Below are 20,362 nucleotides of genomic sequence, written 5' to 3' on the forward strand. Positions count from 1 at the left end.
ATGCCCCATATGTGAGGCATCCCCGGTCGGGTTTCGAGCTATTTAGCCACTGGATTCGTCTTAGACGAGCTCGGTGACAGTGCCACCGGCGGCGGCAATCTTCTCCTTGGCGGAGCCGGAGACGGCGTCAACCGAAACCTGCAGCGCCACGGAGATCTCGCCCTGGCCCAGGACCTTGACGAGGCTGTTCTTGCGCACCGCGCCCTTGGCGACCAGGTCGGCCACCGTGACCTCTCCACCCTCGGGGTAGAGAGCGCCGAGCTTGTCCAGGTTCACGACCTGGAACTCGGTGCGGAACGGGTTCTTGAAGCCCTTGAGCTTCGGCAGACGCATGTGGAGGGGCATCTGCCCACCCTCGAAGCGCTGCGGGATCTGGTAACGGGCCTTCTGGCCCTTCGTACCACGACCGGCCGTCTTACCCTTCGACGCCTCACCACGACCGACACGGGTCTTCGCGGTCTTGGCACCGGGGGCGGGACGGAGGTTGTGGGCCTTCAGCGGGCTGTTCTCAGCCATGTTAGTCAACCTCCTCAACCGTCACGAGGTGGCGGACGGTGTGCACCATTCCGCGGAACTCGGGGCGGTCCTCCTTGACGACCACGTCGTTCAGGCGCTTGAGCCCGAGCGAACGCAGAGTGTCGCGGTGGTTCTGCTTGCTGCCGATGTACGACTTCGTCTGCGTGATCTTGAGGCGTGCCATTACGCAGCACCCGCCCCGGCACGTGCACGAAGCAGAGCCGCGGGAGCGACGTCCTCGAGGGGCAGACCACGGCGAGCCGCGATCTCCTCGGGACGCTGCAGGCCCTTGAGCGCGGCAACGGTCGCGTGCACGATGTTGATCGCGTTGGACGAGCCGAGCGACTTCGACAGGATGTCGTGAACGCCGGCGCACTCCAGAACGGCGCGCACCGGGCCACCGGCGATAACACCGGTACCGGGAGCAGCCGGCTTCAGGAGCACGACGCCCGCGGCACGCTCGCCCGTGATCGGGTGAGGGATGGTGCCCTGGATGCGCGGAACCTTGAAGAAGTTCTTCTTGGCTTCCTCGACGCCCTTGGCGATGGCCGCGGGAACTTCCTTGGCCTTGCCGTAACCGACACCTACGGTGCCGTCACCGTCGCCCACCACGACCAGCGCGGTGAAGCTGAAGCGGCGACCACCCTTGACAACCTTGGCGACGCGGTTGATCGCGACAACGCGCTCAACGTAAGCGGTCTTCTCGGCGGCAGGGCCACCGTCGCGACCCTTCCGGTCCCGCCGCTCGCCGCCACCGGCACCGCTTCCGCGGCGCTGGGGTCCAGCCATTGGATTACCTCTCTCTGTTACGTCCGTGAGTCCCGGAACCGGGGCTTAGAACTTCAGCCCGGCTTCGCGGGCGGCGTCAGCCAGAGCGGCAATGCGCCCGGCGTATCGGTTGCCACCGCGGTCGAACACGACGGTCTCGACACCCGCGGCCTTGGCACGCTCGGCGACGAGCGCGCCGACAGCCTGGGCCTGGGCGCTCTTGTCGCCTTCGCCACCGCGGATCGAAGCGTCCAGGGTCGACGCCGACGCCAGGGTGTGGCCCTGGAGGTCGTCGATGACCTGAGCAACGATGTTGCGGTTGGAACGCGTCACGACGAGGCGCGGACGCTCCGCCGTACCCGAGACGTTCTTGCGGATGCGGATGTGGCGGCGAGCCTTGGCAGCGCGCTTGTACGCGTCGCCCTTGGCGATCTTCACACCGTATGCCATGGCTACTTACCAGCCTTTCCGACCTTGCGGCGGATGACTTCGCCGGCGTACTTGACACCCTTGGCCTTGTACGGGTCGGGCTTCCGCAGCTTGCGGATGTTGGCGGCGACCTCGCCGACCTTCTGCTTGTCGATGCCCTCGACCGAGAACTTGGTCGGCGACTCGACCTTGAAGGAGATGCCCTCGGGCGCCTCCACCAGGATCGGGTGGCTGTAGCCGAGCTGGAACTCCAGGTTGGAGCCCTTCGCGGCCACGCGGTAACCGACACCGCTGATCTCGAGAGCCTTGACGTACCCCGTGGTCACACCGGTGATCATGTTCGCCACCAGCGTGCGGGACAGGCCGTGCAGGGCCTTGTTCTGACGCTCGTCGTTCGGGCGGGTGACGTTCAGAACGCCGTCCTCGTCCTTGACGATTGCGATGGGCGCCTTAACGGTGTGCTCGAGGGAACCCTTGGGGCCCTTCACAGCAACCGTCTGGCCATCGATGGTGACGTCCACACCGGCGGGAACCTGGATGGGGAGCTTGCCGATTCGCGACATTGCTTTTCCTCCGTTCCCGACTACCAGACGTAGGCGAGGACTTCCCCACCTACGCCCTTCTTGCCTGCCTGCTGGCCGGTCAGGAGACCGTGGGACGTGGAGATGATCGCCACGCCCAGGCCGCCGAGGACCTTCGGCAGGTTGGTGGACTTCGCGTACACGCGCAGACCGGGCTTCGAGATCCGCTTGATGCCCGCAATGGAGCGCTCGCGGTTCGGCCCGAACTTCAGCTCGAGGACGAGGTTCTTGCCGACCTCGGCGTCCTCGACCTTCCAGCCGGTGATGAAACCCTCCTGCTTGAGGATCTCTGCGATGTGCGACTTGATCTTGCTGTGCGGCATCACGACGGTGTCGTGGTACGCCGAGTTAGCGTTACGCAGACGCGTGAGCATGTCTGCGATCGGGTCAGTCATGGTCATGAAGTGGCCTTCGGCCTCTCTCGCCGGGGTTTCCTGTATGCGCCATCCCTCTCCCCACTCAGTGGCGGGACGGGTGCGGTGCGGGGACCTACGGCGTAGTAAGTCGTTATGGGCGGCGGACGCCCAACCACACAAGCCTAAGGCATGCGCGGCCGGGCACCCACCGTCCAGATGCTTACCGAGAGTGCCTGGTAACGCCCAAGTCCTTGCGGACGAGGGTGATTACCAGGAGCTCTTGGTCACGCCCGGCAGCTCGCCACGGTGAGCCATCTCACGAAGGCAGACGCGGCACAGGCCGAACTTGCGGTACACGGAGTGGGGACGACCGCAGCGCTGGCAGCGGGTGTACGCACGCACACCGAACTTGGGCTTGCGGGCAGCCTTCGCGATGAGAGCCTTCTTCGCCATCTCGCTTACGCCTCCTTGAAGGGGAAGCCGAGGTGACGAAGGAGCGCGCGGCCCTCAGCGTCGTTGGTCGCCGTGGTGACCACGGTGATGTCCATACCCCGGGTACGGTCGATCTTGTCCTGGTCGATCTCGTGGAACATGACCTGCTCCGTGAGACCGAAGGTGTAGTTGCCACGGCCGTCGAACTGCTTCGGCGACAGACCGCGGAAGTCACGGATACGCGGCAGCGCGAGCGACAGCGTACGGTCCAGGAACTCCCACATGCGGTCACCACGGAGGGTGACGTGGCAGCCGATCGGCTGACCCTCACGCAGCTTGAACTGCGCGATGGACTTGCGGGCCTTCGTGACGGCCGGCTTCTGACCGGTGATCGTCGTCAGGTCGCGGATGGCGCCGTCGATCAGCTTGGAGTCGCGGGCGGCGTCGCCCACACCCATGTTGACCACGATCTTCACGAGGCCGGGGATCTGCATGACGTTCTCGTAGGAGAACTCCTCACGCAGCTTGCCCGCGATGTCCTCGCGGTACTTCGTCTTGAGACGCGGAGTGGTAGCCATCAGATGTCCTCACCCGTCCGCTTGGCAACGCGGATCTTGTTGCCCTCGTCGTCGAAGCGGTAGCCGACGCGGGTGACGACCTTCTTGCCGTCCTTCTCCACAACCAGCTGAACGTTGCTGACGTGGACCGGGGCCTCGGTGATCACAATGCCACCGGCCTGGTTCTGCGCAGCCTTGGTGTGCTTCTTGACCCGGTTGACACCCTCGACGAGGACGCGGTTGTCGGCGGGGAAGGCGACGATGACCTTGCCCTGCTTGCCCTTGTCCTTACCGGTGATGACCTGAACCAGGTCGCCCTTCTTGATCTTCATGCTTACAGCACCTCCGGCGCGAGCGAGATGATCTTCATGAACTTCTTCTCGCGCAGCTCACGGCCCACCGGGCCGAAGATACGGGTGCCGCGAGGGTCGCCGTCGTTCTTCAGAATGACGGCGGCGTTCTCGTCAAAGCGGATGTACGAGCCGTCCTGGCGGCGACGCTCCTTGACGGTGCGAACGATGACCGCCTTGACGACGTCACCCTTCTTCACGTTGCCACCGGGGATCGCGTCCTTGACGGTGGCGACGATGACGTCACCGATGCCCGCGTAGCGGCGACCGGAACCACCGAGAACACGGATGCAAAGGATTTCCTTGGCACCAGTGTTGTCGGCGATACGCAGTCGCGACTCCTGCTGGATCACGTGTATCTCCTGTTTGTCTGCCGGTTCCCGGCGGGGGCTTCACTCCGGAGAGGTGGGCCCCCACCGAGCCTGGCGGAACGAACCTAAGGGAAACCCCTCAGGTGCTTACTTGGCCTTCTCGAGGATCTCGACGATGCGCCAGCGCTTGCTCGCCGACAGCGGACGCGTCTCCATGATGAGGACGCGGTCGCCGACGCCGGCAGCGTTCTGCTCGTCGTGCGCCTTGAGCTTGTTCGTACGGCGGATGACCTTGCCGTACAGGGCGTGCTTGACGCGGTCCTCGACGGCGACGACGACGGTCTTGTCCATCTTGTCGCTGACGACCAGACCCTCACGGGTCTTGCGGAAACCGCGCTCGGTCTTCTCAGTCACGTTGTTCTCGCTCATCAGGCGCTCTCCACCGTCTCGATACCGAGCTCACGCTCGTGCATCAGGGTGTAGATGCGAGCGATGTCCTTACGGACGGACTTGAGCCGGCCGTTGTTCTCCAGCTGACCCGTGGCCGCCTGGAAGCGGAGCTTGAACAGCTCCTCCTTGGCCTCGCGCAGCTTGCCAACGAGCTCCTCGTTGCCGAGCTCACGCAGCTCGGACGCCTTGGTTCCCGTCGCCATCACGACTCACCTGCCTCGCGCCGAACAATCCGGCACTTCATCGGAAGCTTGTGAGCAGCGCGGGTGAGCGCCTCACGAGCAATCTTCTCGTTCGGGTAGGACAGCTCGAACATGACCCGGCCCGGGTGCACGTTGGCGATCCACCACTCGGGAGAACCCTTACCGGAACCCATGCGGGTCTCGGCAGGCTTCTTCGTCAGCGGGCGGTCCGGGTAGATGTTGATCCAGACCTTGCCGCCACGCTTGATGTGGCGGGTCATCGCAATACGAGCCGCCTCGATCTGGCGGTTCGTCACGTACGCCGGGGTCAGCGCCTGGATGCCGTACTCACCGAACGTGACCTCAGTACCGCCCTTCGCCATGCCACTGCGCTTGGGGTGGTGCTGCTTGCGGTGCTTGACCCTACGAGGGATCAGCATGTCGGTCAGGCCTCCGTTCCGGTGCTCTCGGCCGGAGCGGCGGCAGGAGCGTCGGCCTTGGGGGCCTCGGCACCAGCAGCCTGCTGCGGCTTGCGGCCACCACGGCCGCCGCGCTCGCCACCACGGCCACCACGGCCGGCGGGACGGTCGCCTGCGCCCTGCGCGCCACGGGCCGGGCGGTTACCCGCACGGGCCGCAGCGTTCTCGGCGCGAACCTCGGCGATGTTCTTGACGTCGCCCTTGTAGATCCAGACCTTCACACCGATACGGCCGAAGGTGGTCTTGGCCTCGAAGAAGCCGTAGTCCACGTTCGCGCGGAGGGTGTGCAGCGGCACACGGCCTTCGCGGTAGAACTCGGAGCGGGACATCTCGGCGCCGCCGAGACGGCCGCCACACTGGATCTTGATGCCCTTGGCGCCGGCCTTCATCGTGCCCTGCATGCTCTTGCGCATGGCACGACGGAAGGAGACGCGGGAGGAGAGCTGCTCGGCAACGGCCTGGGCAACCAGCTGAGCGTCGAGCTCGGGGTTCTTGACCTCGAGGATGTTCAGCTGGACCTGCTTGCCCGTGAGCTTCTCGAGGTCACCGCGGATGCGGTCGGCCTCGGCGCCACGGCGGCCGATGACGATGCCCGGACGAGCGGTGTGGATGTCCACCCGCACGCGGTCACGGGTGCGCTCGATCTCAACCTTCGAGATGCCGGCGCGCTCCATGCCGGACGTCATCATCCGACGGATGGCGACGTCTTCCTTGACGTAGTCCTTGTACAGCTTGTCGGCGTACCAACGCGACTTGAAGTCGGTGGTGATGCCGAGCCGGAACCCGTGCGGGTTTACCTTCTGGCCCATTACCGGGAACCTTCCTTGCTGCTGACGACCACGGTGATGTGGCTGGTCCGCTTGCGGATCCGGTAGGCACGGCCCTGCGCACGCGGACGGAACCGCTTCAGGGTCGGGCCCTCGTCCACGAACGCCTCGCTGATGACCAGCGTGGAGGCGTCCGGGTGGTTGTAGTTGTGTGCGGCATTGGCAATGGCGCTGTCCAGCACCTTGCCAACCGGCACGCTCGCGGCCTGCGGGGCGAAACGCAGGACCGCCTGAGCCTCCGTGGCATCCATGCCACGGATAAGGTCCACCACTCGGCGGGCCTTCATGGGCGTGACGCGGATGTACCGCGCCTGGGCCCTGGCTTCCATGGTTGTCCCTTCGGTGTAAGTCATAGTCGTAACCACCCCGCCTTTAGCGGCGCTTCGACTTCCGGTCGTCCTTGACGTGGCCGCGGAAGGTGCGAGTCGGCGAGAACTCGCCGAGCTTGTGGCCGACCATCGACTCGGTGACGAACACCGGGACGTGGGTCTTGCCGTTGTGCACCGCGATGGTGTGACCCAGCATGCTGGGGATGATCATCGAGCGACGGGACCAGGTCTTGATGACGTTCTTGGTGCCGGCTTCGTTCTGGACGTCCACCTTCTTTACGAGGTGGTCGTCGACGAAGGGCCCCTTCTTGAGACTGCGCGGCATCTAAACCCGCTCCTAGCGCTTCTTGTTCGTCTTGCGGCGGCGGACGATGTACTTGCTCGAAGCCTTCTTCGGCGAGCGAGTACGACCCTCCTTCTGACCCCACGGGGAGACCGGGTGGCGACCACCACTGGTCTTGCCCTCACCACCACCGTGCGGGTGGTCAACCGGGTTCATCGCGACACCGCGGACGGACGGGCGAACGCCCTTCCAGCGCATGCGGCCGGCCTTGCCCCAGTTGATGTTCGACTGCTCGGCGTTGCCGACCTCGCCGACCGTGGCGCGGCAGCGCGCGTCGACGAGACGGATCTCGCCGGACGGCATGCGGAGGTGGGCCATGGTGCCCTCCTTCGCCAGCAGCTGCACGGAGGCACCAGCGGAGCGGGCGAACTTGGCGCCGCCACCGGGACGGAGCTCGATCGCGTGGATCGTGGTACCGACCGGGATGTTGCGCAGTGCCAGGTTGTTGCCGGGCTTGATGTCGGCCGTGGGGCCGTTCTCAATCCGGTCGCCCTGCTTCAGGCTCTTCGGCGCCAGGATGTAGCGCTTCTCGCCGTCGGCGTAGTGCAGCAGCGCGATGCGCGCCGTGCGGTTGGGGTCGTACTCGATGTGCGCGACCTTGGCCGGCACGCCGTCCTTGTCGTGACGACGGAAGTCGATCACGCGGTAGGCGCGCTTGTGACCGCCACCCTGGTGGCGAACAGTGATCCGACCGGTGTTGTTACGGCCGCCCTTGCTGTGCAGCGGGCGAACCAGCGACTTCTCCGGCGTGGACCGCGTGATCTCGACAAAGTCGGCGACGCTGGAGCCACGACGGCCCGGGGTCGTCGGCTTGTACTTGCGGATACCCATTTCTCAGTCCTCGTCCGATTCCGGACGACTAGACCTCCGTTAGGAGGCCTGGCCGCCGAAGATGTCGATTCGGTCGCCCTCAGCGAGGGTCACGATGGCGCGCTTGGTGTTCGCGCGCTTGCCGAAACCGGTCTTGGTGCGCTTGCGCTTACCCTGACGGTTGATCGTGTTGACCCCGGTGACCTTGACCGAGAAGACCGCCTCGACGGCCTGCTTGATCTGGGTCTTGTTGGCGCCAGGCGCGACGATGAACGTGTACTTGTTCTCGTCCAGCAGCGCGTAGCTCTTCTCCGAGACAACCGGCTTGATCAGCAGGTCGCGCGGGTCAGTGAAGGTCTTGCTGGTAACGGTCGCCTCAGACATCAGGCGTCGCTCCCTTCGGTCTCATCGGCCTTGGGGCCAGACACGAAGGACTCGAAAGCGGCCTGAGTGAAGACCACGTCGTCAGAGACGATCACGTCGTACGTGTTCAGCTGGCCCGGCTCCAGGATGTGGACCTGGGGCAGGTTGCGGGCGGACAGCCACGCGGCCTCGTCGGCACGCTCGACGACCAGGAGCAGGTTCTTGCGCTCCGAGATCTTGCCGAACAGCGTCTTGGCGGCCTTCGTGGAGGCGGCACCCTCGACCACGCCGGTGACGACGTGGATGCGGGAGTGACGCGCACGGTCCGAGAGGGCACCGCGGAGGGCGGCGGCCTTCATCTTCTTGGGGGTCCGCTGGGAGTAGTCACGCGGCTGCGGGCCGTGGACGACGCCACCGCCGACGAACTGCGGCGCACGGGTCGAACCCTGGCGCGCGCGGCCGGTGCCCTTCTGGCGGTACGGCTTGCGGCCACCACCACGGACTTCGCCACGACGCTTGGTCTTGTGCGTGCCCTGACGGGCAGCTGCCAGCTGGGCGACAACGACCTGGTGGATCAGCGGAACGCTGGTCTTCGCGTCGAAGATCTCCGCGGGGAGCTCGACGGTACCGGCCTTGTCGCCTGCCGGCGAAAGGATGTCAATGGTGCTCATTACCTCAAGCCCCCTTGGCCGCGGTACGGACCAGGACGAGGCCGCCGTTCGGACCGGGGACCGCGCCCTTGATGAGGAGCAGACCCTTCTCCGCGTCAACCGCGTGGATGGTCAGGTTCTGGGTGGTGACACGCTCGTTGCCCATGCGACCGGCCATGCGCATGCCCTTGAAGACACGCCCAGGGGTGGCGCAGCCACCGATCGAACCGGGGGAGCGGTGCTTGCGCTGCACACCGTGACCGGCGCCGAGGCCCCGGAAGTTGTGCCGCTTCATGACACCGGCGAAGCCCTTGCCCTTGCTGTTGCCCGTGACGTCAACCTTGACGCCGGACTCGAACACCTCAGCAGTGATCTCCTGGCCGAGCGTGTACTCGCTGGCGTCGGAGGTGCGGAGCTCCACCAGGTGGCGGCGGGGGGTCACGTCGGCCTTGGCGAAGTGGCCCTTGAGGGGCTTGTTCACCTTGCGCGGGTCGATCTCGCCGAAGGCGATCTGGACCGACTCGTAGCCGTCGATGTCGTTGGTACGGACCTGGGTCACGACGTTCGGGCCGGCCTTGACGACGGTGACGGGAACAACACGGTTGTTCTCGTCCCACACCTGCGTCATGCCGAGCTTCTCGCCCAGGATGCCCTTGATCTGCTTTGCCATCTCTCAGATCACCGGCCCTTAGAGCTTGATCTCGATGTCGACACCGGCCGGGAGGTCGAGTCGCATCAGGGAGTCAACGGTCTTCGGCGTCGGGTCGAGGATGTCGATCAGGCGCTTGTGCGTGCGCATCTCGAAGTGCTCGCGCGAGTCCTTGTACTTGTGCGGCGACTTGATGACGCAGTACACGTTCTTCTCAGTGGGCAGCGGCACCGGGCCCGCGACCGACGCACCAGTGCGCGTCACCGTCTCGACGATCTTCTTCGCCGAGGAGTCGATGACCTCGTGGTCGTAGGCCTTGAGCCGGATGCGGATCTTCTGTCCCGCCATGGCTACTCCGTAGTCCTGTCTGTATGTGGAACGCTCTGGCCCTCGGGCGGCTGCGGGACGGATCCCGCGGTTCTTCCTCCGACCCACGCGGTCGGGCGTGTCGCACTCCCTCTACAGAAAATTCCCATACGGAAATTCCCTCATCCAAGGGGGTGCGGTCCCTGAGACCGCGTGTCGGGGGAGAAACACCCACCGAGCGCCTGGTGGGCACCGTGCTGACACTTCCCAGAAGATTCCCGTACGTCCGCCCCCATTGCTGCCCCGGAAGGCAGATTAAGGACGACGAGTACTGTGGGACTCGCTTCCGGTCCTCCCGGCGGGAGGCGCGCAGCATCGGCACTCAGCCGAGCAACTTGAGTAGTCTGCCATACGAGGCACGTACCTGGCCAATCGGGCGGAAGACAATACCCCGCCACGCTGCGTGGTCAAACCACCGCACCCGTCGCGCCCGGCGGGGCATCTCCCCCGGTCAGGACCGGGACACGCTGCCGCAGCCTTCCTGGCTGGTGGCGTCGATGCCCTTGCTCCGGTCGTACGGGTCCTCGGGGGTCCCGGAGGGCGTCACTCCGGTCACCGGGTCCGCGTCGAAGGCCGGGTGCACGTAGCCGTCGTACACCTCGCACGCGCTGTTCGCGAGGTCGACGCGGTAGGACTCCAGCCAGAGCCGGCCGGCCGTGGCCTCCCACTTGCGCCGGTCGGCGATCGACAGGGTGATCTCGCGGCGCACGATGGTCCGCTCGACCTGGTCCGCGCCGGGCGCGGCCTTCACGAGCGGGTAGACGAAGGTGTAGTCGGCCCGCACCCTGGCCTGGCCGGACTGGGCGCCGGGTTCGACCCACATCCGGCCGCGCACCTTGACCACGTCGCCCACGAGCGCCAGCTCGGCCGGGTCGTAGCGGGTGAACAGGTTCAGCGGGTCCTGTTCCCGGTCCGGCTTCGCCAGGGACTTGTCCAGGAGCGCCGCGGTCTCGCCGTCCTTGGGGTCCAGCAGGGCCAGCGCGGCCTTCGGCCGCTCCCCCCGCAGGGTCGCGGGGTCGAGGTTGGCGGCGACCAGGAACTGCTTGGCCTTCTCCAGCGCGTCGGCGACCTCCTGCTCGGTCATCCCGCCCACGGCCTCGGCCGCGGGCAGCTCGATACCGGCGGCGCCGTCCGCCCACTGGAGGGCCGGGGAGCCGCGGAAAGGTTCCTGCAAGGTCGGACGGTCGGGGTCGACCGCCGGCGGCGCCTCGCTCGGGGGCGCGGTCTCCGCGGCCAGAGGGGGAGCGTTGCGCGCGTCCTCCCGGGCCCCCGAGGTGCCCGTGAGGCGGTCGATGAGCAGCTCCGGCCGTACGGCGATCAGCGCGACCCCCGCGATGACCACGACGGCCAAGGCGGCCTTGAGCCGCCGCCCCCGCCTCCCCCGGCCCTCGAGCTCCTGCCAGGCCGGGCCGGTGCGCCAGCCCGGCGGGTCCTGCTCGCGGCGCAGCCGCTCGGTCACCATCCGCTGCCGCGCGGACGGCTCCCCCGGCGCGTCCCCCGCCCCCTCGGCGGCCCCCTGCGCGAACCGGGCCCACTCCTCGTCGGAGACGCCCGGTCTTCCCTCGTCGTTCATTCCCATGTCCCCTGTCCCGTCCCCTGCCCCGGAATGCGGGAGAGGCCCCGCACCCTCTGGTGCGGAGCCTCTCACGTGCGGAAAGAGCAGTTCAGGCGGCTAGCTGAAATAGCCCGTGATGTCCGCGATGAGGTCCACCGACCCCGCGTTGTTGTAGAAGCTGACCTTCCCGTCCACGACCGGCACGACCACCAGGTTGGGGATCGTGAGACCGGCGGTGAAGTTCAGGTTCGAGGCGCTCGTACGGGTCGTACCGCTCGGGAACACCGACACGAAGCTCGCCTCGGTCGGGTTCGTCGCGGTCACGTTCAGCACCACGGCCTTCACCCCGCTCGCCGGGATGCCGCCGACGCCCGCCACCGGCAGCGTGACGACGCTGCCGCCGGCCACCGGGCCCTGGCGGACGCCCAGGCCCGCACGGGTGTCCATCAGACGCTTGGGGCCGAAGTTCGCCTGCACGGCGCCCGCGTCCCCGTCCGTGAAGTAGCCCGTGATGTCGGCGATGAGGTCGACCGTGCCCTGGTTGTTGAAGAAGCTGACCTTCCCGTCCACGACCGGCACGACCACCAGGTTGGGGATCGTCTGGCCCGGGGTGAAGTTCAGGTTCGAGGCGCTGGAGCGGGTCGTACCGCTCGGGTAGACGGACACGAAGCTCGGCTGCGTCGGGTTCGTCGCCGTCACGTTCAGCACCACGGCCTTGACGCCGGTGGCCGGGACGCCGTCGACGCCCGCGACGGGCAGGGTGACCACGCCGCCGGTACCGACCGGGCCCTTCGGGACGCCCAGGCCCTCACGGGTGTCCATCAGGCGCTTGGGGCCGAAGTTGGTCTGCGTGGCGCCCTCACCGCTCGAGGTGAAGTAGCCGGTGATGTCGGCGATGAGGTCGACGTTGCCCTGGTTGTTGTAGAAGCTGACGGTCCCGTTGATGACCGGCACGACCACCAGGTTGGGGATCGTCTTGCCCGGGGTGAAGTTCAGGTTCGACGCGCTGGAGCGGGTCGTACCGCCCGGGTACACCGACACGAAGCTCGGCTCCGTCGGGTTCGTCGCCGTCACGTTCAGCACGACCGCGGTGGGCGTGCCGCCGGTGGCGGCCGCCACCGGCAGGGTGACCACGCCGCCCGAGCCGACCGGGCCCTTGCGCACGCCGAGCCCCTCACGGGTGTCCATCAGGCGCTTCGGGGACATCGGGACGAACTTGGCGCCCGGTACGTTCGCCTCGACGGTGACCGGGAGGCTCGTGGAGACCTTGCCGTTCGCGGCGGTCGCCTTGACCCGGACCTCGTGGCGGCCGTCGGTCACCGCGGCCAGGGCCTTGCGGTCCGAAGCGCCGGCGACCGCGACGGACTCGCCGTCGACCAGCACCTCGAACTTGCTCAGCTGGCCGCTCGCGGTGCCGGTGGTCCAGTCGACCGTGAGGGCCGCGCCGCTGGGCAGGGTGGCGCCCGGCGTGGCCGCCGCCCCGTTCACCGAGGCGATCTTCAGCTGGGCCGCGGGGCCCGACGTCCGCAGGGAGTCCAGCTGCGGGTAGAGCTGGTTGCCCGGGCACTGGGTGTTGAAGCCGTCGCGGTGGCCCGAGACGGTCTTGAAGGTGTACTGCTGGCCCTGGACGAACTTGGTGCCGAAGAAGTTCGGCTGGGAGGCGCCGGCGGTCAGCGTCGTGGTGCCGTTCATGTCGCCGTCGTACTGGCCCAGCTTGTACGCCGCGACCTTGGAGATGCCTTCGAGCGCCGCGGCCGAGGCCCCGCCGTTCGTGTAGTCGCCGAGGACCGCGATGCTCGACGACTCCTGGTTCCAGCCGAAGGTGTGCGCGCCCAGGACGGGCTGGTCCACACCGCCCTGGCGGCCCTCGAAGAGGTTGCCGCACTTGTCGACGAGGAAGTTGTAGCCGAGGTCCCGCCAGCCGTTGGTCTTCACGTGGTAGACGTGCAGACCGCGCACGATGGCCGCGGACTCGGAGCACTCGTACGGCGCGGTGGACGCGGTGTGGTGGACGAAGAACGCCTTGACCTTCGCGCCCGGGAGGTAGACCGGGCCCTCGTTGTTCAGGGACTCGTCGGCGCCCCACTGCACGCGCGAGACCACGTCCGGCCGCGGGGCGGTCGACTCCGGCCCCGGCGTCGTCGGCGCCGGGTCCGCCGCGGGAAGGGCGAGGGCGGCCGGGCCGAGGCCCAGGGAGCCCTTCTTCCTGGCCTTCGCGGCGCCCGCACCCGGGTCCACCATGTTCAGTTCCATGCCGGCGGGCAGTTCGGCGGCGCCGCCGCCCACCCGCACCTCGGCCCCGTCGGAGGGACCGACCCAGACGGGCTCGGTCGCACCGCGCAGGCCCGGGCGCTTGCCGTCGAGGCCGGACTCGGCCTGCTCCAGCACCTTCCACTTCGACCACTTGCCGGTGGCGGCGTCCCGGGTGCGGGCCTCGATCTTGCCCTTCACCTCGGCCTCGGGGTCGGTCCAGGAGACGCCGAGGAGCCCGAAGGGCTCGGTGTCCTGCTGGGAGAGGACGGCCTCGCCCTTGCCCTTGGGCTTCAGCGCGAGCTTGTGCAGCTCCCCCTCGACCGGGCCCTTCTCGCGGGCGCCCGCGCTGTACGGCGACACCTCGCCGTCGCCGTCGACGCCGTTCGCGACGCCCTGGATGCCGAAGACCGCGACGACACCGAGCGCGGCGGCCAGAGCCGTACCGCGCACACGACCTAGTTTCAAGTTGTCCCCAACCCCTGTTGTGAGTCCGTCAGAAGACATGCCTGACCGGCCGGATGCTACTGGCCTCCGGTGACGGGTCGAACAGGGGGGTGGGTGTACGGGGAACGGAGGCGCGCCCGCGCACGAGGACCCCCGGTCCGCGGCGAACTGCGGTACGGGGGTCCTCGGTTGGGGCGGAGGCTACTGCTTCGCCTTCTGCTCCTGCTCTTCCTTCTTCAGCTCCGAGGCCGGCGCCTTGCGCCCGCACACGGTCTTCCAGTTCAGCGGCCCGATGCCGCCGCACCACAGCTCGCCGTCGTCGGGGTTCTGCCGCCAGTCGTTGGTGACGATGTCCGCGCAGTTCTTCTTGTTCGGCGCGAAGCGCGGGCAGCTGCCGTCCGCCTTCTTGATGGTGTGGGCCCGCCAGGCGTCGATGCCCATCGTCATGTTGTCGGACTGCGGCATGTACCGGTTGACCGACCAGGACGCGCCCATCGTGGCGAACAGCGCGATCGCGCACACCATGCCGGCCGCGAGCTGCGCGACCACCCGCCGGGGAACGACCCGGGCGGCCGGGGCGGCGCCGCTCGGCCGCAGGGTGCGCTCGGCCCAGCCGGAGCCCCGGTTGACCACGGCCATCATGCCGAGGACGGCCAGGATCATCAGGCAGTACATGATGATCCAGGTGGTGCGCGGGTAGAGCTGAACGGCCTTGTCGTGCGCCATGTGCGAGGCGAACCAGAAGCGGGCCAGCCAGGCGCCGGCCAGGGTGGCGGCGGCGGTCAGCACCATGGTGTTGCGCAGCGCCAGACCGACGCCCAGGCCCACGGCGAACAGCAGCAGCAGGGCGAAGCCGCTCTGGCCCGCCATCTCTCCGGCCGCCGGCCAGGTCTGGTACTCCAGCTTCCCGGACCGGTCGGACACCCAGCCCAGCACGTAGGCCGGGTCGACGTACACCGCCAGGAAGGCGTAGCGGTCCGGGGTCTGGGAACCGAGCCGGGCCATCTGGTAGATCAGCGGGGCGCCGACGACACCGGCCGTCAGCAGCGTGACGCCGACGAACGCGCCGGCCCGCTTGACCGCCGTCTTGCCGGCGCGCCAGGGGAAGAGGCACAGCGCGAGCACGAACACCCCGGGCGCGGCCCAGACGTACCAGCCGGAGTACCAGAGGAAGACCACGCCGAAGACCAGGCCGAGGACCGCGCCGCGCAGCAGCGACCGGCGCAGCGGGCGCTCGCCGGAGCGGCGCATCTCGCGCAGGCAGTAGCCGAGCAGCGGCAGCAGGACGAGCATGCTGCCGTGGCTGTAGGGGCGGATCGGGTCCATGAAGAGGAGGGCCGAGGGCACGGCGATGAGCAGCGCCCAGAACGGCCGGAGCAGCAGCCGCCAGGCCAGGTACGTCATCGGGCCCGCGATCGCGGTGAAGAAGATCTGGAAGTCCTTCAGCGCGAACCCGGTGCCGCCGGGCACGTCGTAGCGGATCTTCGCCCAGACGGCCATCAGGCCGGGGAACAGGGGCGGGTAGATGCCCGACATGCTCTCGCCGTGCAGGAACGAGTTCGCCATGGCGATCAGGGCGCTCGGGTCGCCCTCCTGGCCGCCGAGCCCCCAGGGCGTGCCGCGCAGGGCGACGACCACGCCGCCGGCCAGCACGCCGGTGGCGAGCCCGGCCAGCGCGGCGCACACCAGGCGCTTGGCCGCCTGGTGGCGCAGGAGCGAGCCGCGGTAGGCGGTGTACAGCAGCACCGCGAGCAGCGGCAGGCCGAGGACGGCCGCGTACTGCTGGAGCTTGGCGAGGCCGCTGACCTGGCCGACCCGGATCAGCGGGTTCACGCTGATGTGCGTGCTCAGCAGCGTGAACCCGAGGGCGGCCACGAGGCTGACGACGGCCTCGGCCAGCGGCAGCACCCACCGCCGGGAGAGCCACGCCCGGCTCCGTGAGGAGGACAGACGGCTCTTTCCTTCCGCTGTCGGGGCGGGGCGGGGCGCCGGAGCGCCGGCCTCACCGACCTCCTCGGGGGCCAGGTGCGTCATCTCAGTCCGTTTCGTGGTGTGCGGTACCGGCTGTCGGCTCAGTTCTGGCCGGAGGTGAAGGCGTGCTTCGCCAGGGTGCGGGCGCCCTCCCGGTGCCCGCGGCGCAGGGCGCCGGGGAGCATGGTGAGCGCGTGCAGGCGGGAGGCGCTGTGGAAGCGCGCCGCCCGGGCGGCCTTGGGCCAGCCGCGGGCGTCCATGCGCGCGGCGACCGCGGCGAAGTACCGCTCGGCCTCGGCGAACCGGGTGCCGGAGAAGGCCTGCACCGAGGACTCGCTGACCGCGTGGCGGCGGTACTGGAAGACGGTGGTCGACTGGTCGATCACCATCTCCTCACCGGCCTCCAGCAGGTCGACCACCAGCGCCAGGTCCTGGATCACCGAGTAGTCGTCGCGGAAGTTGACCTTGCGCAGCGCCTCTCCGCGCCAGGCGATGGAGGGGAAGTACAGCCAGTTCCCGCGCAGCACGCTGGCGGCCAGCTCCTCCCCGCCCATCAGGCGGCGGCCCTTCACCTGCGGCGCGTACAGCCGCTTCTTGGTGTTGTCGGCCAGGCCGCCCTGCATGACCCGGCCCGAGCCGTCGATGACCTCGACGCCGGGCTGGACCATGCCGACGCCCGCGTGGGCGCCGACGATCCCGCGGACGGTCTCCAGGTAGTGCGGGTGCAGGATGTCGTCGCAGCCCATGATGACCACGTAGTCGGCCTCGGAGAGCTCCGCGCACTTCTGGAAGTTCTTGGTGATGCCGAGGTTCTGCTCGTTGCGGGTGTAGTGGACCCGCTCGTCGCCGAGCTGCTCGAACCAGCCGGGTACGTCCGGCTCCTTGCCGTCGTCGATGACGACGAGCCGGAAGTCCCGGTCGGTCTGCGCCAGGACGCTGCGCACCGCGTCCTGCATCAGCTGCACGTCCCCGTAGTAGGGGAGCATGAAGTCGAAGGTCACCATGGAGCGTCAGGCCTTCACGGAGTCGGAGTCGGCGTCGGCGGCCGCGCCGGAACCCGCGGCGGGCTCCTGCCCGAGGCGCTCGTCGTTGTGCCGGACGCCTTCGTTGATGGCCACGGTCCGCGCCAGGTCGGTGATCTTCTTCTCCAGCGACCGGAAGCGCAGGAAGGTGTTGAGCGTGAGGAAGCCCATCGCGAGCACCATCACGTAGAGCACCAGGTCGGTGCCTCGGCCGACGCCGAGCTGCTGGGCGAGCCAGGTGACGTCCGTCGGGCGGAGCACCGCGTAGACGTTGACGACCACGAACACGGAGAACGCTATGCGCTTCCACGCCCGGTTCTTCGCCTGGCCCCAGGTCCGGATGAACATGAGTGCCATGGACACCGAGCCGAGGATCAGCAGCAGCTGGATCCAGAAGTACTTCATCGACGCCCACGCTCCCGCAGCGAAATGTCAAAAAGGATGTTGACGCCGTTGATCAGGGACTGACCCTTGGCGCGTGAGTAATCGGTGTAGAGGATGTCCACCGGGACCTCGGTGACCCGCAGGTCGGAGCCGGCCAGGAAGCCGACGAGCTCGGACGCGTGCGCCATGCCGTTCATGGTGATGTTCAGCTGCTCGGCGGCTGCACGGCTCAGGACGCGCAGACCGTTGTGCGCGTCGGTGAGCTTGAGCTTGCGGGCGGTGGGGCTGACCGCGGCGGCCGTACGCAGCACCACCTGCTTGATCCACGGCACTTGGCCGTTCTGCTCGATGAAGCGGGAGCCGAGCACGACGTCGGCCTCGTCGCGGCGCAGCACCGCGACCATCGTCTCGACGTCCTTGGTCTGGTGCTGGCCGTCGGCGTCGAAGGTGGCGAAGTAGCGGGCGCCGGGCTGGGCGAGCGCGTACGTGAGGCCGGTCTGCAGGGCCGCGCCCTGGCCGAGGTTGACCGGGTGGCGCACCAGGTGTGCGCCGGTGGTGGCTATGTGACGGGCCGAGTCGTCGGTGCTGCCGTCGTCGACGACGACGATGTTGGGGAACGTCTTGCGGGCCCCCTCGACCACGTCGGCGATCACCTGGCCCTCGTTATAGGCCGGTATGACCAGCCAGACATCGTCGTAATCGGACACGGTAGCTCCAGCGGAACGGGGCACAAACGAGTGCTCGGTGATCGGTGTGACGTCGTGGGCAGGCATGGTCATTTCCCGACCGCGCCCACGCCCAGGCGGCCGGTGTCGGCCTTCTGCCCGGGCCCTTCGGTGGCTGCAGCAGCCGCTCCGGGGAAGCTCAGCCTCAGCGCTGCCAGCATAGCGAGCACGGTGGCGAGGGAGCCCACGGCGTAGGCAACGATCACGCGCACGGCCACGTCCCCCGGGATCAGGGTGATGCCCACCAGGACCGCGGTCCCGAGGGCCCAGCAGAGCAGTTGCAGGTTGTGCCGTTTGAATACCATGAGCGCCTGTCCGAGGACCATCGCGAACATGTACGCCACGGTGCCCGCGGACATCAGGAAGAAGTCGAAGCAGCCCAGCCTCGGCTTGGCGCCGAACAGCACCTCGATCAGCCACGGGCCGAGCGCGGTGGCGGGCACCCCGCCGAGCAGGCCGAGCCCGCCGACGACCATCGCGATCCGGCGCAGCATCGCCCAGAACGCGACCCGGTCCCCGGCGGTGAAGGCCGCGGTGAGGCCGCTCAGCAGCGAGGCCTGGAGCGAGCCGAAGACGAAGAGCGGCACCCGCGCCAGGACCAGCGCGCTCAGCAGGGCGGCGATCAGCACGCTGTCGGTCGGGGCCAGCAGTTTGGTGCTCAGGACCGCCGCGTTGACCACGGCCTGCGACAGCAGGGTCGCGCAGATCAGCAGGCCCAGGCCGTTGCACAGCTCGCGCCAGGCGATCGGCTCGCCGGGGCCGACCGCGCGCAGCAGCGCAGGCAGGGTGACGAGCGTCGCGATGACGGGCGCGATGGCGAGGACCAGGCTGAAGGCGAGCGCGGAGTTCAGTCCGAGCAGCGCGCAGCCGAAGGCGAGCACGATCCGCAGGCCGCCGTCGACGGCGAGCTGCGTGCCGTACGCGGCGAAGCGGCCGAGGCCGGCCAGCACTCCTCGGGTGAGGTAGCAGACGGCCATGCCCGCGAAGGCCCCGCCGAGCGCCGCGACCAGGGCGCGGTCGCCCTGGAAGAGCAGGTCGGCGATCGGGCCGGCGCCGAGGCCGAGGACGAGCAGGGTCGTGCCGAGCATCCCCGCGGTCAGCAGGGTGGCGCGGCGCAGCACCGGGGTGGTGCCCTGGCCCAGGACCACGCGGGCGGAGACGATCCGGGTGAGCTCCTGCTCGATGGGGAAGAACACGCCGATGCCGATGGACATCACGATCGTCCACAGCACCGAGACGTTCGCCATGTCCTGTTCGGACAGGCTGTGGCCGGCCACGCCCAGGTGGACGTAGGAGGCCGCGCCGAGCACGACGGTGCCGCCGGCCACCGCGACGGTGCCCGGCGGCAGCGCCGCGGTCAGCTTGTTCAGCAGGGTTCTCATCCCGCCCGGCCGCCTTGGGCCTGCGTGGCCAGTGCGGCGAAGACCGGGGTGCCGAGCGCTTCGGCGAGCTGCTCGCGCCAGTCGGCGAGGGGCGCCAGGCCCGCTTCGGCCCAGCGGTCGTGTGCGAGCACGCTGAAGGCCGGGCGGGCGGCCGGGCGCACGAACGCCGCCGAGGTGGTCGGACGGATCCGCTCCGGGTCCAGCCCGCCGAGCCGGTAGGCCTCGCGGGCCAGGCCCAGCCAGGTCGTCCGGCCGCTCGCGGTGCCGTGGTAGACGCCGCCGGGGGCGCGGCCCTCCAGCGCGGCCTGCCCCAGCTCGACGAGCCGGCGGGCGAGCGCGTACGACCAGGTGGGCTGGCCGTGCTGGTCGTCGACGACGTCCAGGGTGTCCCGCTGGGCGGCCAGCTTCAGCATGGTGGCGACGAAGTTGGGCCCGTGCTCGCCGTACAGCCAGGCGGTGCGCACGACGTAGCCGTCCTGCGGCAGCAGTTCGGCGACGGCCTGCTCGCCGACCAGCTTGGTCCGCCCGTAGGCGTTGACCGGACCGGTCTCGGCGTCCTCCGGGTACGGCTGCGAGGCGTCGCCGGGCAGCACGTAGTCGGTGGAGACGTGGAGCAGGCGGGCGCCGGCCGCGGCGCAGGCCTCGGCGAGGACCCGTACGCCGGTGCCGTTGACGGCGGTGGCGGCCTCCTCGGCCGTCTCCGCTCCGTCCACGTCGGTCCAGGCGGCACAGTTGACGACCACGGCGGCGCCCTCGACGGCGGACCGGACGGCGGCCGGGTCGGTGATGTCGAGGTCGGCCCGGCCGAGGCCGACGGCCTCGATGCCGGCGTCCTTCAGGACGGCCAGGAGGTCCTGGCCGAGCATCCCGGCGGCGCC

The 20,362-nt window shown here is 68.7% G+C and carries 29 protein-coding genes; all 29 read right to left on the reverse strand.

Features of this window, described 5'->3' with window-relative positions; translation table 11 throughout:
- Window positions 1-60: 60 nt before the first annotated feature.
- The 29 genes from rplO to rfbD all read right to left on the reverse strand — a co-directional run bounded on the left by rplO (window position 61) and on the right by rfbD (window position 20,350).
- Entirely contained in the window at window positions 61-516 is a 456-nt protein-coding gene (gene rplO, locus AB0D66_RS13575; protein WP_053682613.1) for a 50S ribosomal protein L15, read from the reverse strand.
- A 1-nt stretch (window position 517) separates the two neighbouring features.
- A complete protein-coding gene (gene rpmD / locus AB0D66_RS13580; RefSeq protein WP_005313525.1) occupies window positions 518-700 on the reverse strand; it encodes a 50S ribosomal protein L30 in 183 nt (60 codons plus the stop codon).
- Window positions 700-1,305, reverse strand: a complete 606-nt coding sequence (gene rpsE, locus AB0D66_RS13585) for a 30S ribosomal protein S5 (protein ID WP_362055123.1) — start codon at window positions 1,303-1,305, stop codon at window positions 700-702. Before rpsE ends, rpmD begins: the two co-directional genes overlap by 1 nt.
- Before the next feature lie 45 nt (window positions 1,306-1,350).
- A complete protein-coding gene (rplR, locus tag AB0D66_RS13590; protein WP_030026334.1) occupies window positions 1,351-1,734 on the reverse strand; it encodes a 50S ribosomal protein L18 in 384 nt (127 codons plus the stop codon).
- 2 nt (window positions 1,735-1,736) lie between these two features.
- Window positions 1,737-2,276, reverse strand: a complete 540-nt coding sequence (rplF, locus tag AB0D66_RS13595) for a 50S ribosomal protein L6 (protein WP_362301424.1) — start codon at window positions 2,274-2,276, stop codon at window positions 1,737-1,739.
- Window positions 2,277-2,296: 20 nt separating this feature from the next.
- Window positions 2,297-2,695, reverse strand: coding sequence for a 30S ribosomal protein S8 (rpsH, locus tag AB0D66_RS13600; RefSeq protein ID WP_007265911.1), 399 nt, complete (start codon window positions 2,693-2,695; stop codon window positions 2,297-2,299).
- A 222-nt stretch (window positions 2,696-2,917) separates the two neighbouring features.
- Window positions 2,918-3,103: a type Z 30S ribosomal protein S14 gene (locus AB0D66_RS13605; protein ID WP_003956452.1), complete on the reverse strand. Its 186-nt coding sequence runs from the start codon at window positions 3,101-3,103 to the stop codon at window positions 2,918-2,920.
- Window positions 3,104-3,108: 5 nt separating this feature from the next.
- Window positions 3,109-3,660, reverse strand: coding sequence for a 50S ribosomal protein L5 (gene rplE, locus AB0D66_RS13610; RefSeq protein WP_030154702.1), 552 nt, complete (start codon window positions 3,658-3,660; stop codon window positions 3,109-3,111).
- Complete coding sequence (gene rplX, locus AB0D66_RS13615; RefSeq protein WP_030008468.1) at window positions 3,660-3,971, reverse strand: 50S ribosomal protein L24; 312 nt, start codon at window positions 3,969-3,971, stop codon at window positions 3,660-3,662. The genes rplE and rplX overlap by 1 nt, the downstream gene beginning before the upstream one ends.
- A 2-nt stretch (window positions 3,972-3,973) precedes the next feature.
- On the reverse strand, window positions 3,974-4,342 hold the full coding sequence (rplN, locus tag AB0D66_RS13620; protein ID WP_008739701.1) for a 50S ribosomal protein L14: 369 nt from the start codon (window positions 4,340-4,342) through the stop codon (window positions 3,974-3,976).
- 105 nt (window positions 4,343-4,447) lie between these two features.
- Entirely contained in the window at window positions 4,448-4,729 is a 282-nt protein-coding gene (rpsQ, locus tag AB0D66_RS13625; RefSeq protein WP_030008467.1) for a 30S ribosomal protein S17, read from the reverse strand.
- Window positions 4,729-4,953 (reverse strand): 50S ribosomal protein L29, encoded by a 225-nt coding sequence (gene rpmC / locus AB0D66_RS13630; protein ID WP_008739703.1) that lies wholly within the window; start codon window positions 4,951-4,953, stop codon window positions 4,729-4,731. The genes rpsQ and rpmC overlap by 1 nt, the downstream gene beginning before the upstream one ends.
- Entirely contained in the window at window positions 4,953-5,372 is a 420-nt protein-coding gene (gene rplP, locus AB0D66_RS13635; protein WP_008739704.1) for a 50S ribosomal protein L16, read from the reverse strand. Before rplP ends, rpmC begins: the two co-directional genes overlap by 1 nt.
- 5 nt (window positions 5,373-5,377) lie before the next feature.
- Window positions 5,378-6,220 carry a 30S ribosomal protein S3 gene (gene rpsC / locus AB0D66_RS13640; RefSeq protein ID WP_008739710.1) on the reverse strand — a complete coding sequence of 281 codons (843 nt, stop codon included), beginning with the start codon at window positions 6,218-6,220 and terminating at the stop codon, window positions 5,378-5,380.
- Window positions 6,220-6,567, reverse strand: a complete 348-nt coding sequence (gene rplV / locus AB0D66_RS13645; RefSeq protein WP_037792011.1) for a 50S ribosomal protein L22 — start codon at window positions 6,565-6,567, stop codon at window positions 6,220-6,222. The genes rpsC and rplV overlap by 1 nt, the downstream gene beginning before the upstream one ends.
- 43 nt (window positions 6,568-6,610) lie before the next feature.
- A complete protein-coding gene (gene rpsS, locus AB0D66_RS13650; RefSeq protein WP_008739713.1) occupies window positions 6,611-6,892 on the reverse strand; it encodes a 30S ribosomal protein S19 in 282 nt (93 codons plus the stop codon).
- Between the two features lie 12 nt (window positions 6,893-6,904).
- Window positions 6,905-7,741 carry a 50S ribosomal protein L2 gene (gene rplB, locus AB0D66_RS13655; protein ID WP_362301429.1) on the reverse strand — a complete coding sequence of 279 codons (837 nt, stop codon included), beginning with the start codon at window positions 7,739-7,741 and terminating at the stop codon, window positions 6,905-6,907.
- A 39-nt stretch (window positions 7,742-7,780) separates the two neighbouring features.
- On the reverse strand, window positions 7,781-8,104 hold the full coding sequence (gene rplW, locus AB0D66_RS13660) for a 50S ribosomal protein L23 (RefSeq protein ID WP_037792012.1): 324 nt from the start codon (window positions 8,102-8,104) through the stop codon (window positions 7,781-7,783).
- On the reverse strand, window positions 8,104-8,754 hold the full coding sequence (gene rplD / locus AB0D66_RS13665; protein WP_030008466.1) for a 50S ribosomal protein L4: 651 nt from the start codon (window positions 8,752-8,754) through the stop codon (window positions 8,104-8,106). The genes rplW and rplD overlap by 1 nt, the downstream gene beginning before the upstream one ends.
- A gap of 4 nt (window positions 8,755-8,758) precedes the next feature.
- Window positions 8,759-9,403 (reverse strand): 50S ribosomal protein L3, encoded by a 645-nt coding sequence (gene rplC, locus AB0D66_RS13670; protein WP_069921521.1) that lies wholly within the window; start codon window positions 9,401-9,403, stop codon window positions 8,759-8,761.
- Between the two features lie 18 nt (window positions 9,404-9,421).
- Window positions 9,422-9,730 (reverse strand): 30S ribosomal protein S10, encoded by a 309-nt coding sequence (rpsJ, locus tag AB0D66_RS13675; RefSeq protein WP_003948644.1) that lies wholly within the window; start codon window positions 9,728-9,730, stop codon window positions 9,422-9,424.
- Between the two features lie 469 nt (window positions 9,731-10,199).
- The gene (locus AB0D66_RS13680) at window positions 10,200-11,321 is read right to left on the reverse strand and encodes a hypothetical protein (protein ID WP_362301434.1); all 1,122 of its coding nucleotides are present in this window, start codon (window positions 11,319-11,321) and stop codon (window positions 10,200-10,202) included.
- Between the two features lie 99 nt (window positions 11,322-11,420).
- Complete coding sequence (locus AB0D66_RS13685) at window positions 11,421-14,006, reverse strand: N-acetylmuramoyl-L-alanine amidase (protein ID WP_362301437.1); 2,586 nt, start codon at window positions 14,004-14,006, stop codon at window positions 11,421-11,423.
- Between the two features lie 195 nt (window positions 14,007-14,201).
- Window positions 14,202-16,034 carry a hypothetical protein gene (locus AB0D66_RS13690; RefSeq protein WP_362301440.1) on the reverse strand — a complete coding sequence of 611 codons (1,833 nt, stop codon included), beginning with the start codon at window positions 16,032-16,034 and terminating at the stop codon, window positions 14,202-14,204.
- Between the two features lie 38 nt (window positions 16,035-16,072).
- Window positions 16,073-16,975: a glycosyltransferase family 2 protein gene (locus AB0D66_RS13695; protein ID WP_362301441.1), complete on the reverse strand. Its 903-nt coding sequence runs from the start codon at window positions 16,973-16,975 to the stop codon at window positions 16,073-16,075.
- A 6-nt stretch (window positions 16,976-16,981) separates the two neighbouring features.
- On the reverse strand, window positions 16,982-17,398 hold the full coding sequence (locus AB0D66_RS13700) for a DUF2304 domain-containing protein (RefSeq protein ID WP_362301443.1): 417 nt from the start codon (window positions 17,396-17,398) through the stop codon (window positions 16,982-16,984).
- Entirely contained in the window at window positions 17,395-18,084 is a 690-nt protein-coding gene (locus tag AB0D66_RS13705) for a glycosyltransferase family 2 protein (protein ID WP_362301445.1), read from the reverse strand. Before AB0D66_RS13705 ends, AB0D66_RS13700 begins: the two co-directional genes overlap by 4 nt.
- 68 nt (window positions 18,085-18,152) lie before the next feature.
- Window positions 18,153-19,484, reverse strand: coding sequence for a hypothetical protein (locus tag AB0D66_RS13710; protein ID WP_362301448.1), 1,332 nt, complete (start codon window positions 19,482-19,484; stop codon window positions 18,153-18,155).
- Window positions 19,481-20,350: a dTDP-4-dehydrorhamnose reductase gene (gene rfbD, locus AB0D66_RS13715; RefSeq protein WP_362301596.1), complete on the reverse strand. Its 870-nt coding sequence runs from the start codon at window positions 20,348-20,350 to the stop codon at window positions 19,481-19,483. Before rfbD ends, AB0D66_RS13710 begins: the two co-directional genes overlap by 4 nt.
- Window positions 20,351-20,362: the final 12 nt, after the last annotated feature.

Source organism: Streptomyces sp. NPDC048270, from assembly GCF_040652335.1.
Taxonomy (GTDB): domain Bacteria; phylum Actinomycetota; class Actinomycetes; order Streptomycetales; family Streptomycetaceae; genus Streptomyces.

What these genes read in the sequence shown, in the direction of transcription:
- AB0D66_RS13690 (WP_362301440.1), bottom strand. Translation starts at nt 16,034, where the DNA reads ATGACGCACCTGGCCCCCGAGGAGGTCGGTGAGGCCGGCGCTCCGGCG.
- rpsS (WP_008739713.1), bottom strand. Translation starts at nt 6,892, where the DNA reads ATGCCGCGCAGTCTCAAGAAGGGGCCCTTCGTCGACGACCACCTCGTA.
- AB0D66_RS13695 (WP_362301441.1), bottom strand. Translation starts at nt 16,975, where the DNA reads ATGGTGACCTTCGACTTCATGCTCCCCTACTACGGGGACGTGCAGCTG.
- rplE (WP_030154702.1), bottom strand. Translation starts at nt 3,660, where the DNA reads ATGGCTACCACTCCGCGTCTCAAGACGAAGTACCGCGAGGACATCGCG.
- AB0D66_RS13680 (WP_362301434.1), bottom strand. Translation starts at nt 11,321, where the DNA reads ATGAACGACGAGGGAAGACCGGGCGTCTCCGACGAGGAGTGGGCCCGG.
- rplV (WP_037792011.1), bottom strand. Translation starts at nt 6,567, where the DNA reads ATGGAAGCCAGGGCCCAGGCGCGGTACATCCGCGTCACGCCCATGAAG.
- rpsQ (WP_030008467.1), bottom strand. Translation starts at nt 4,729, where the DNA reads ATGAGCGAGAACAACGTGACTGAGAAGACCGAGCGCGGTTTCCGCAAG.
- AB0D66_RS13605 (WP_003956452.1), bottom strand. Translation starts at nt 3,103, where the DNA reads ATGGCGAAGAAGGCTCTCATCGCGAAGGCTGCCCGCAAGCCCAAGTTC.
- rplO (WP_053682613.1), bottom strand. Translation starts at nt 516, where the DNA reads ATGGCTGAGAACAGCCCGCTGAAGGCCCACAACCTCCGTCCCGCCCCC.
- rplX (WP_030008468.1), bottom strand. Translation starts at nt 3,971, where the DNA reads ATGAAGATCAAGAAGGGCGACCTGGTTCAGGTCATCACCGGTAAGGAC.
- AB0D66_RS13710 (WP_362301448.1), bottom strand. Translation starts at nt 19,484, where the DNA reads ATGAGAACCCTGCTGAACAAGCTGACCGCGGCGCTGCCGCCGGGCACC.
- AB0D66_RS13700 (WP_362301443.1), bottom strand. Translation starts at nt 17,398, where the DNA reads ATGAAGTACTTCTGGATCCAGCTGCTGCTGATCCTCGGCTCGGTGTCC.
- rplC (WP_069921521.1), bottom strand. Translation starts at nt 9,403, where the DNA reads ATGGCAAAGCAGATCAAGGGCATCCTGGGCGAGAAGCTCGGCATGACG.
- rplB (WP_362301429.1), bottom strand. Translation starts at nt 7,741, where the DNA reads ATGGGTATCCGCAAGTACAAGCCGACGACCCCGGGCCGTCGTGGCTCC.
- rplD (WP_030008466.1), bottom strand. Translation starts at nt 8,754, where the DNA reads ATGAGCACCATTGACATCCTTTCGCCGGCAGGCGACAAGGCCGGTACC.
- rpsC (WP_008739710.1), bottom strand. Translation starts at nt 6,220, where the DNA reads ATGGGCCAGAAGGTAAACCCGCACGGGTTCCGGCTCGGCATCACCACC.
- rpsE (WP_362055123.1), bottom strand. Translation starts at nt 1,305, where the DNA reads ATGGCTGGACCCCAGCGCCGCGGAAGCGGTGCCGGTGGCGGCGAGCGG.
- rplP (WP_008739704.1), bottom strand. Translation starts at nt 5,372, where the DNA reads ATGCTGATCCCTCGTAGGGTCAAGCACCGCAAGCAGCACCACCCCAAG.
- rpmC (WP_008739703.1), bottom strand. Translation starts at nt 4,953, where the DNA reads ATGGCGACGGGAACCAAGGCGTCCGAGCTGCGTGAGCTCGGCAACGAG.
- rpsJ (WP_003948644.1), bottom strand. Translation starts at nt 9,730, where the DNA reads ATGGCGGGACAGAAGATCCGCATCCGGCTCAAGGCCTACGACCACGAG.
- rplW (WP_037792012.1), bottom strand. Translation starts at nt 8,104, where the DNA reads ATGTCTGAGGCGACCGTTACCAGCAAGACCTTCACTGACCCGCGCGAC.
- rplR (WP_030026334.1), bottom strand. Translation starts at nt 1,734, where the DNA reads ATGGCATACGGTGTGAAGATCGCCAAGGGCGACGCGTACAAGCGCGCT.
- rpmD (WP_005313525.1), bottom strand. Translation starts at nt 700, where the DNA reads ATGGCACGCCTCAAGATCACGCAGACGAAGTCGTACATCGGCAGCAAG.
- rplF (WP_362301424.1), bottom strand. Translation starts at nt 2,276, where the DNA reads ATGTCGCGAATCGGCAAGCTCCCCATCCAGGTTCCCGCCGGTGTGGAC.
- rpsH (WP_007265911.1), bottom strand. Translation starts at nt 2,695, where the DNA reads ATGACCATGACTGACCCGATCGCAGACATGCTCACGCGTCTGCGTAAC.
- rfbD (WP_362301596.1), bottom strand. Translation starts at nt 20,350, where the DNA reads ATGCTCGGCCAGGACCTCCTGGCCGTCCTGAAGGACGCCGGCATCGAG.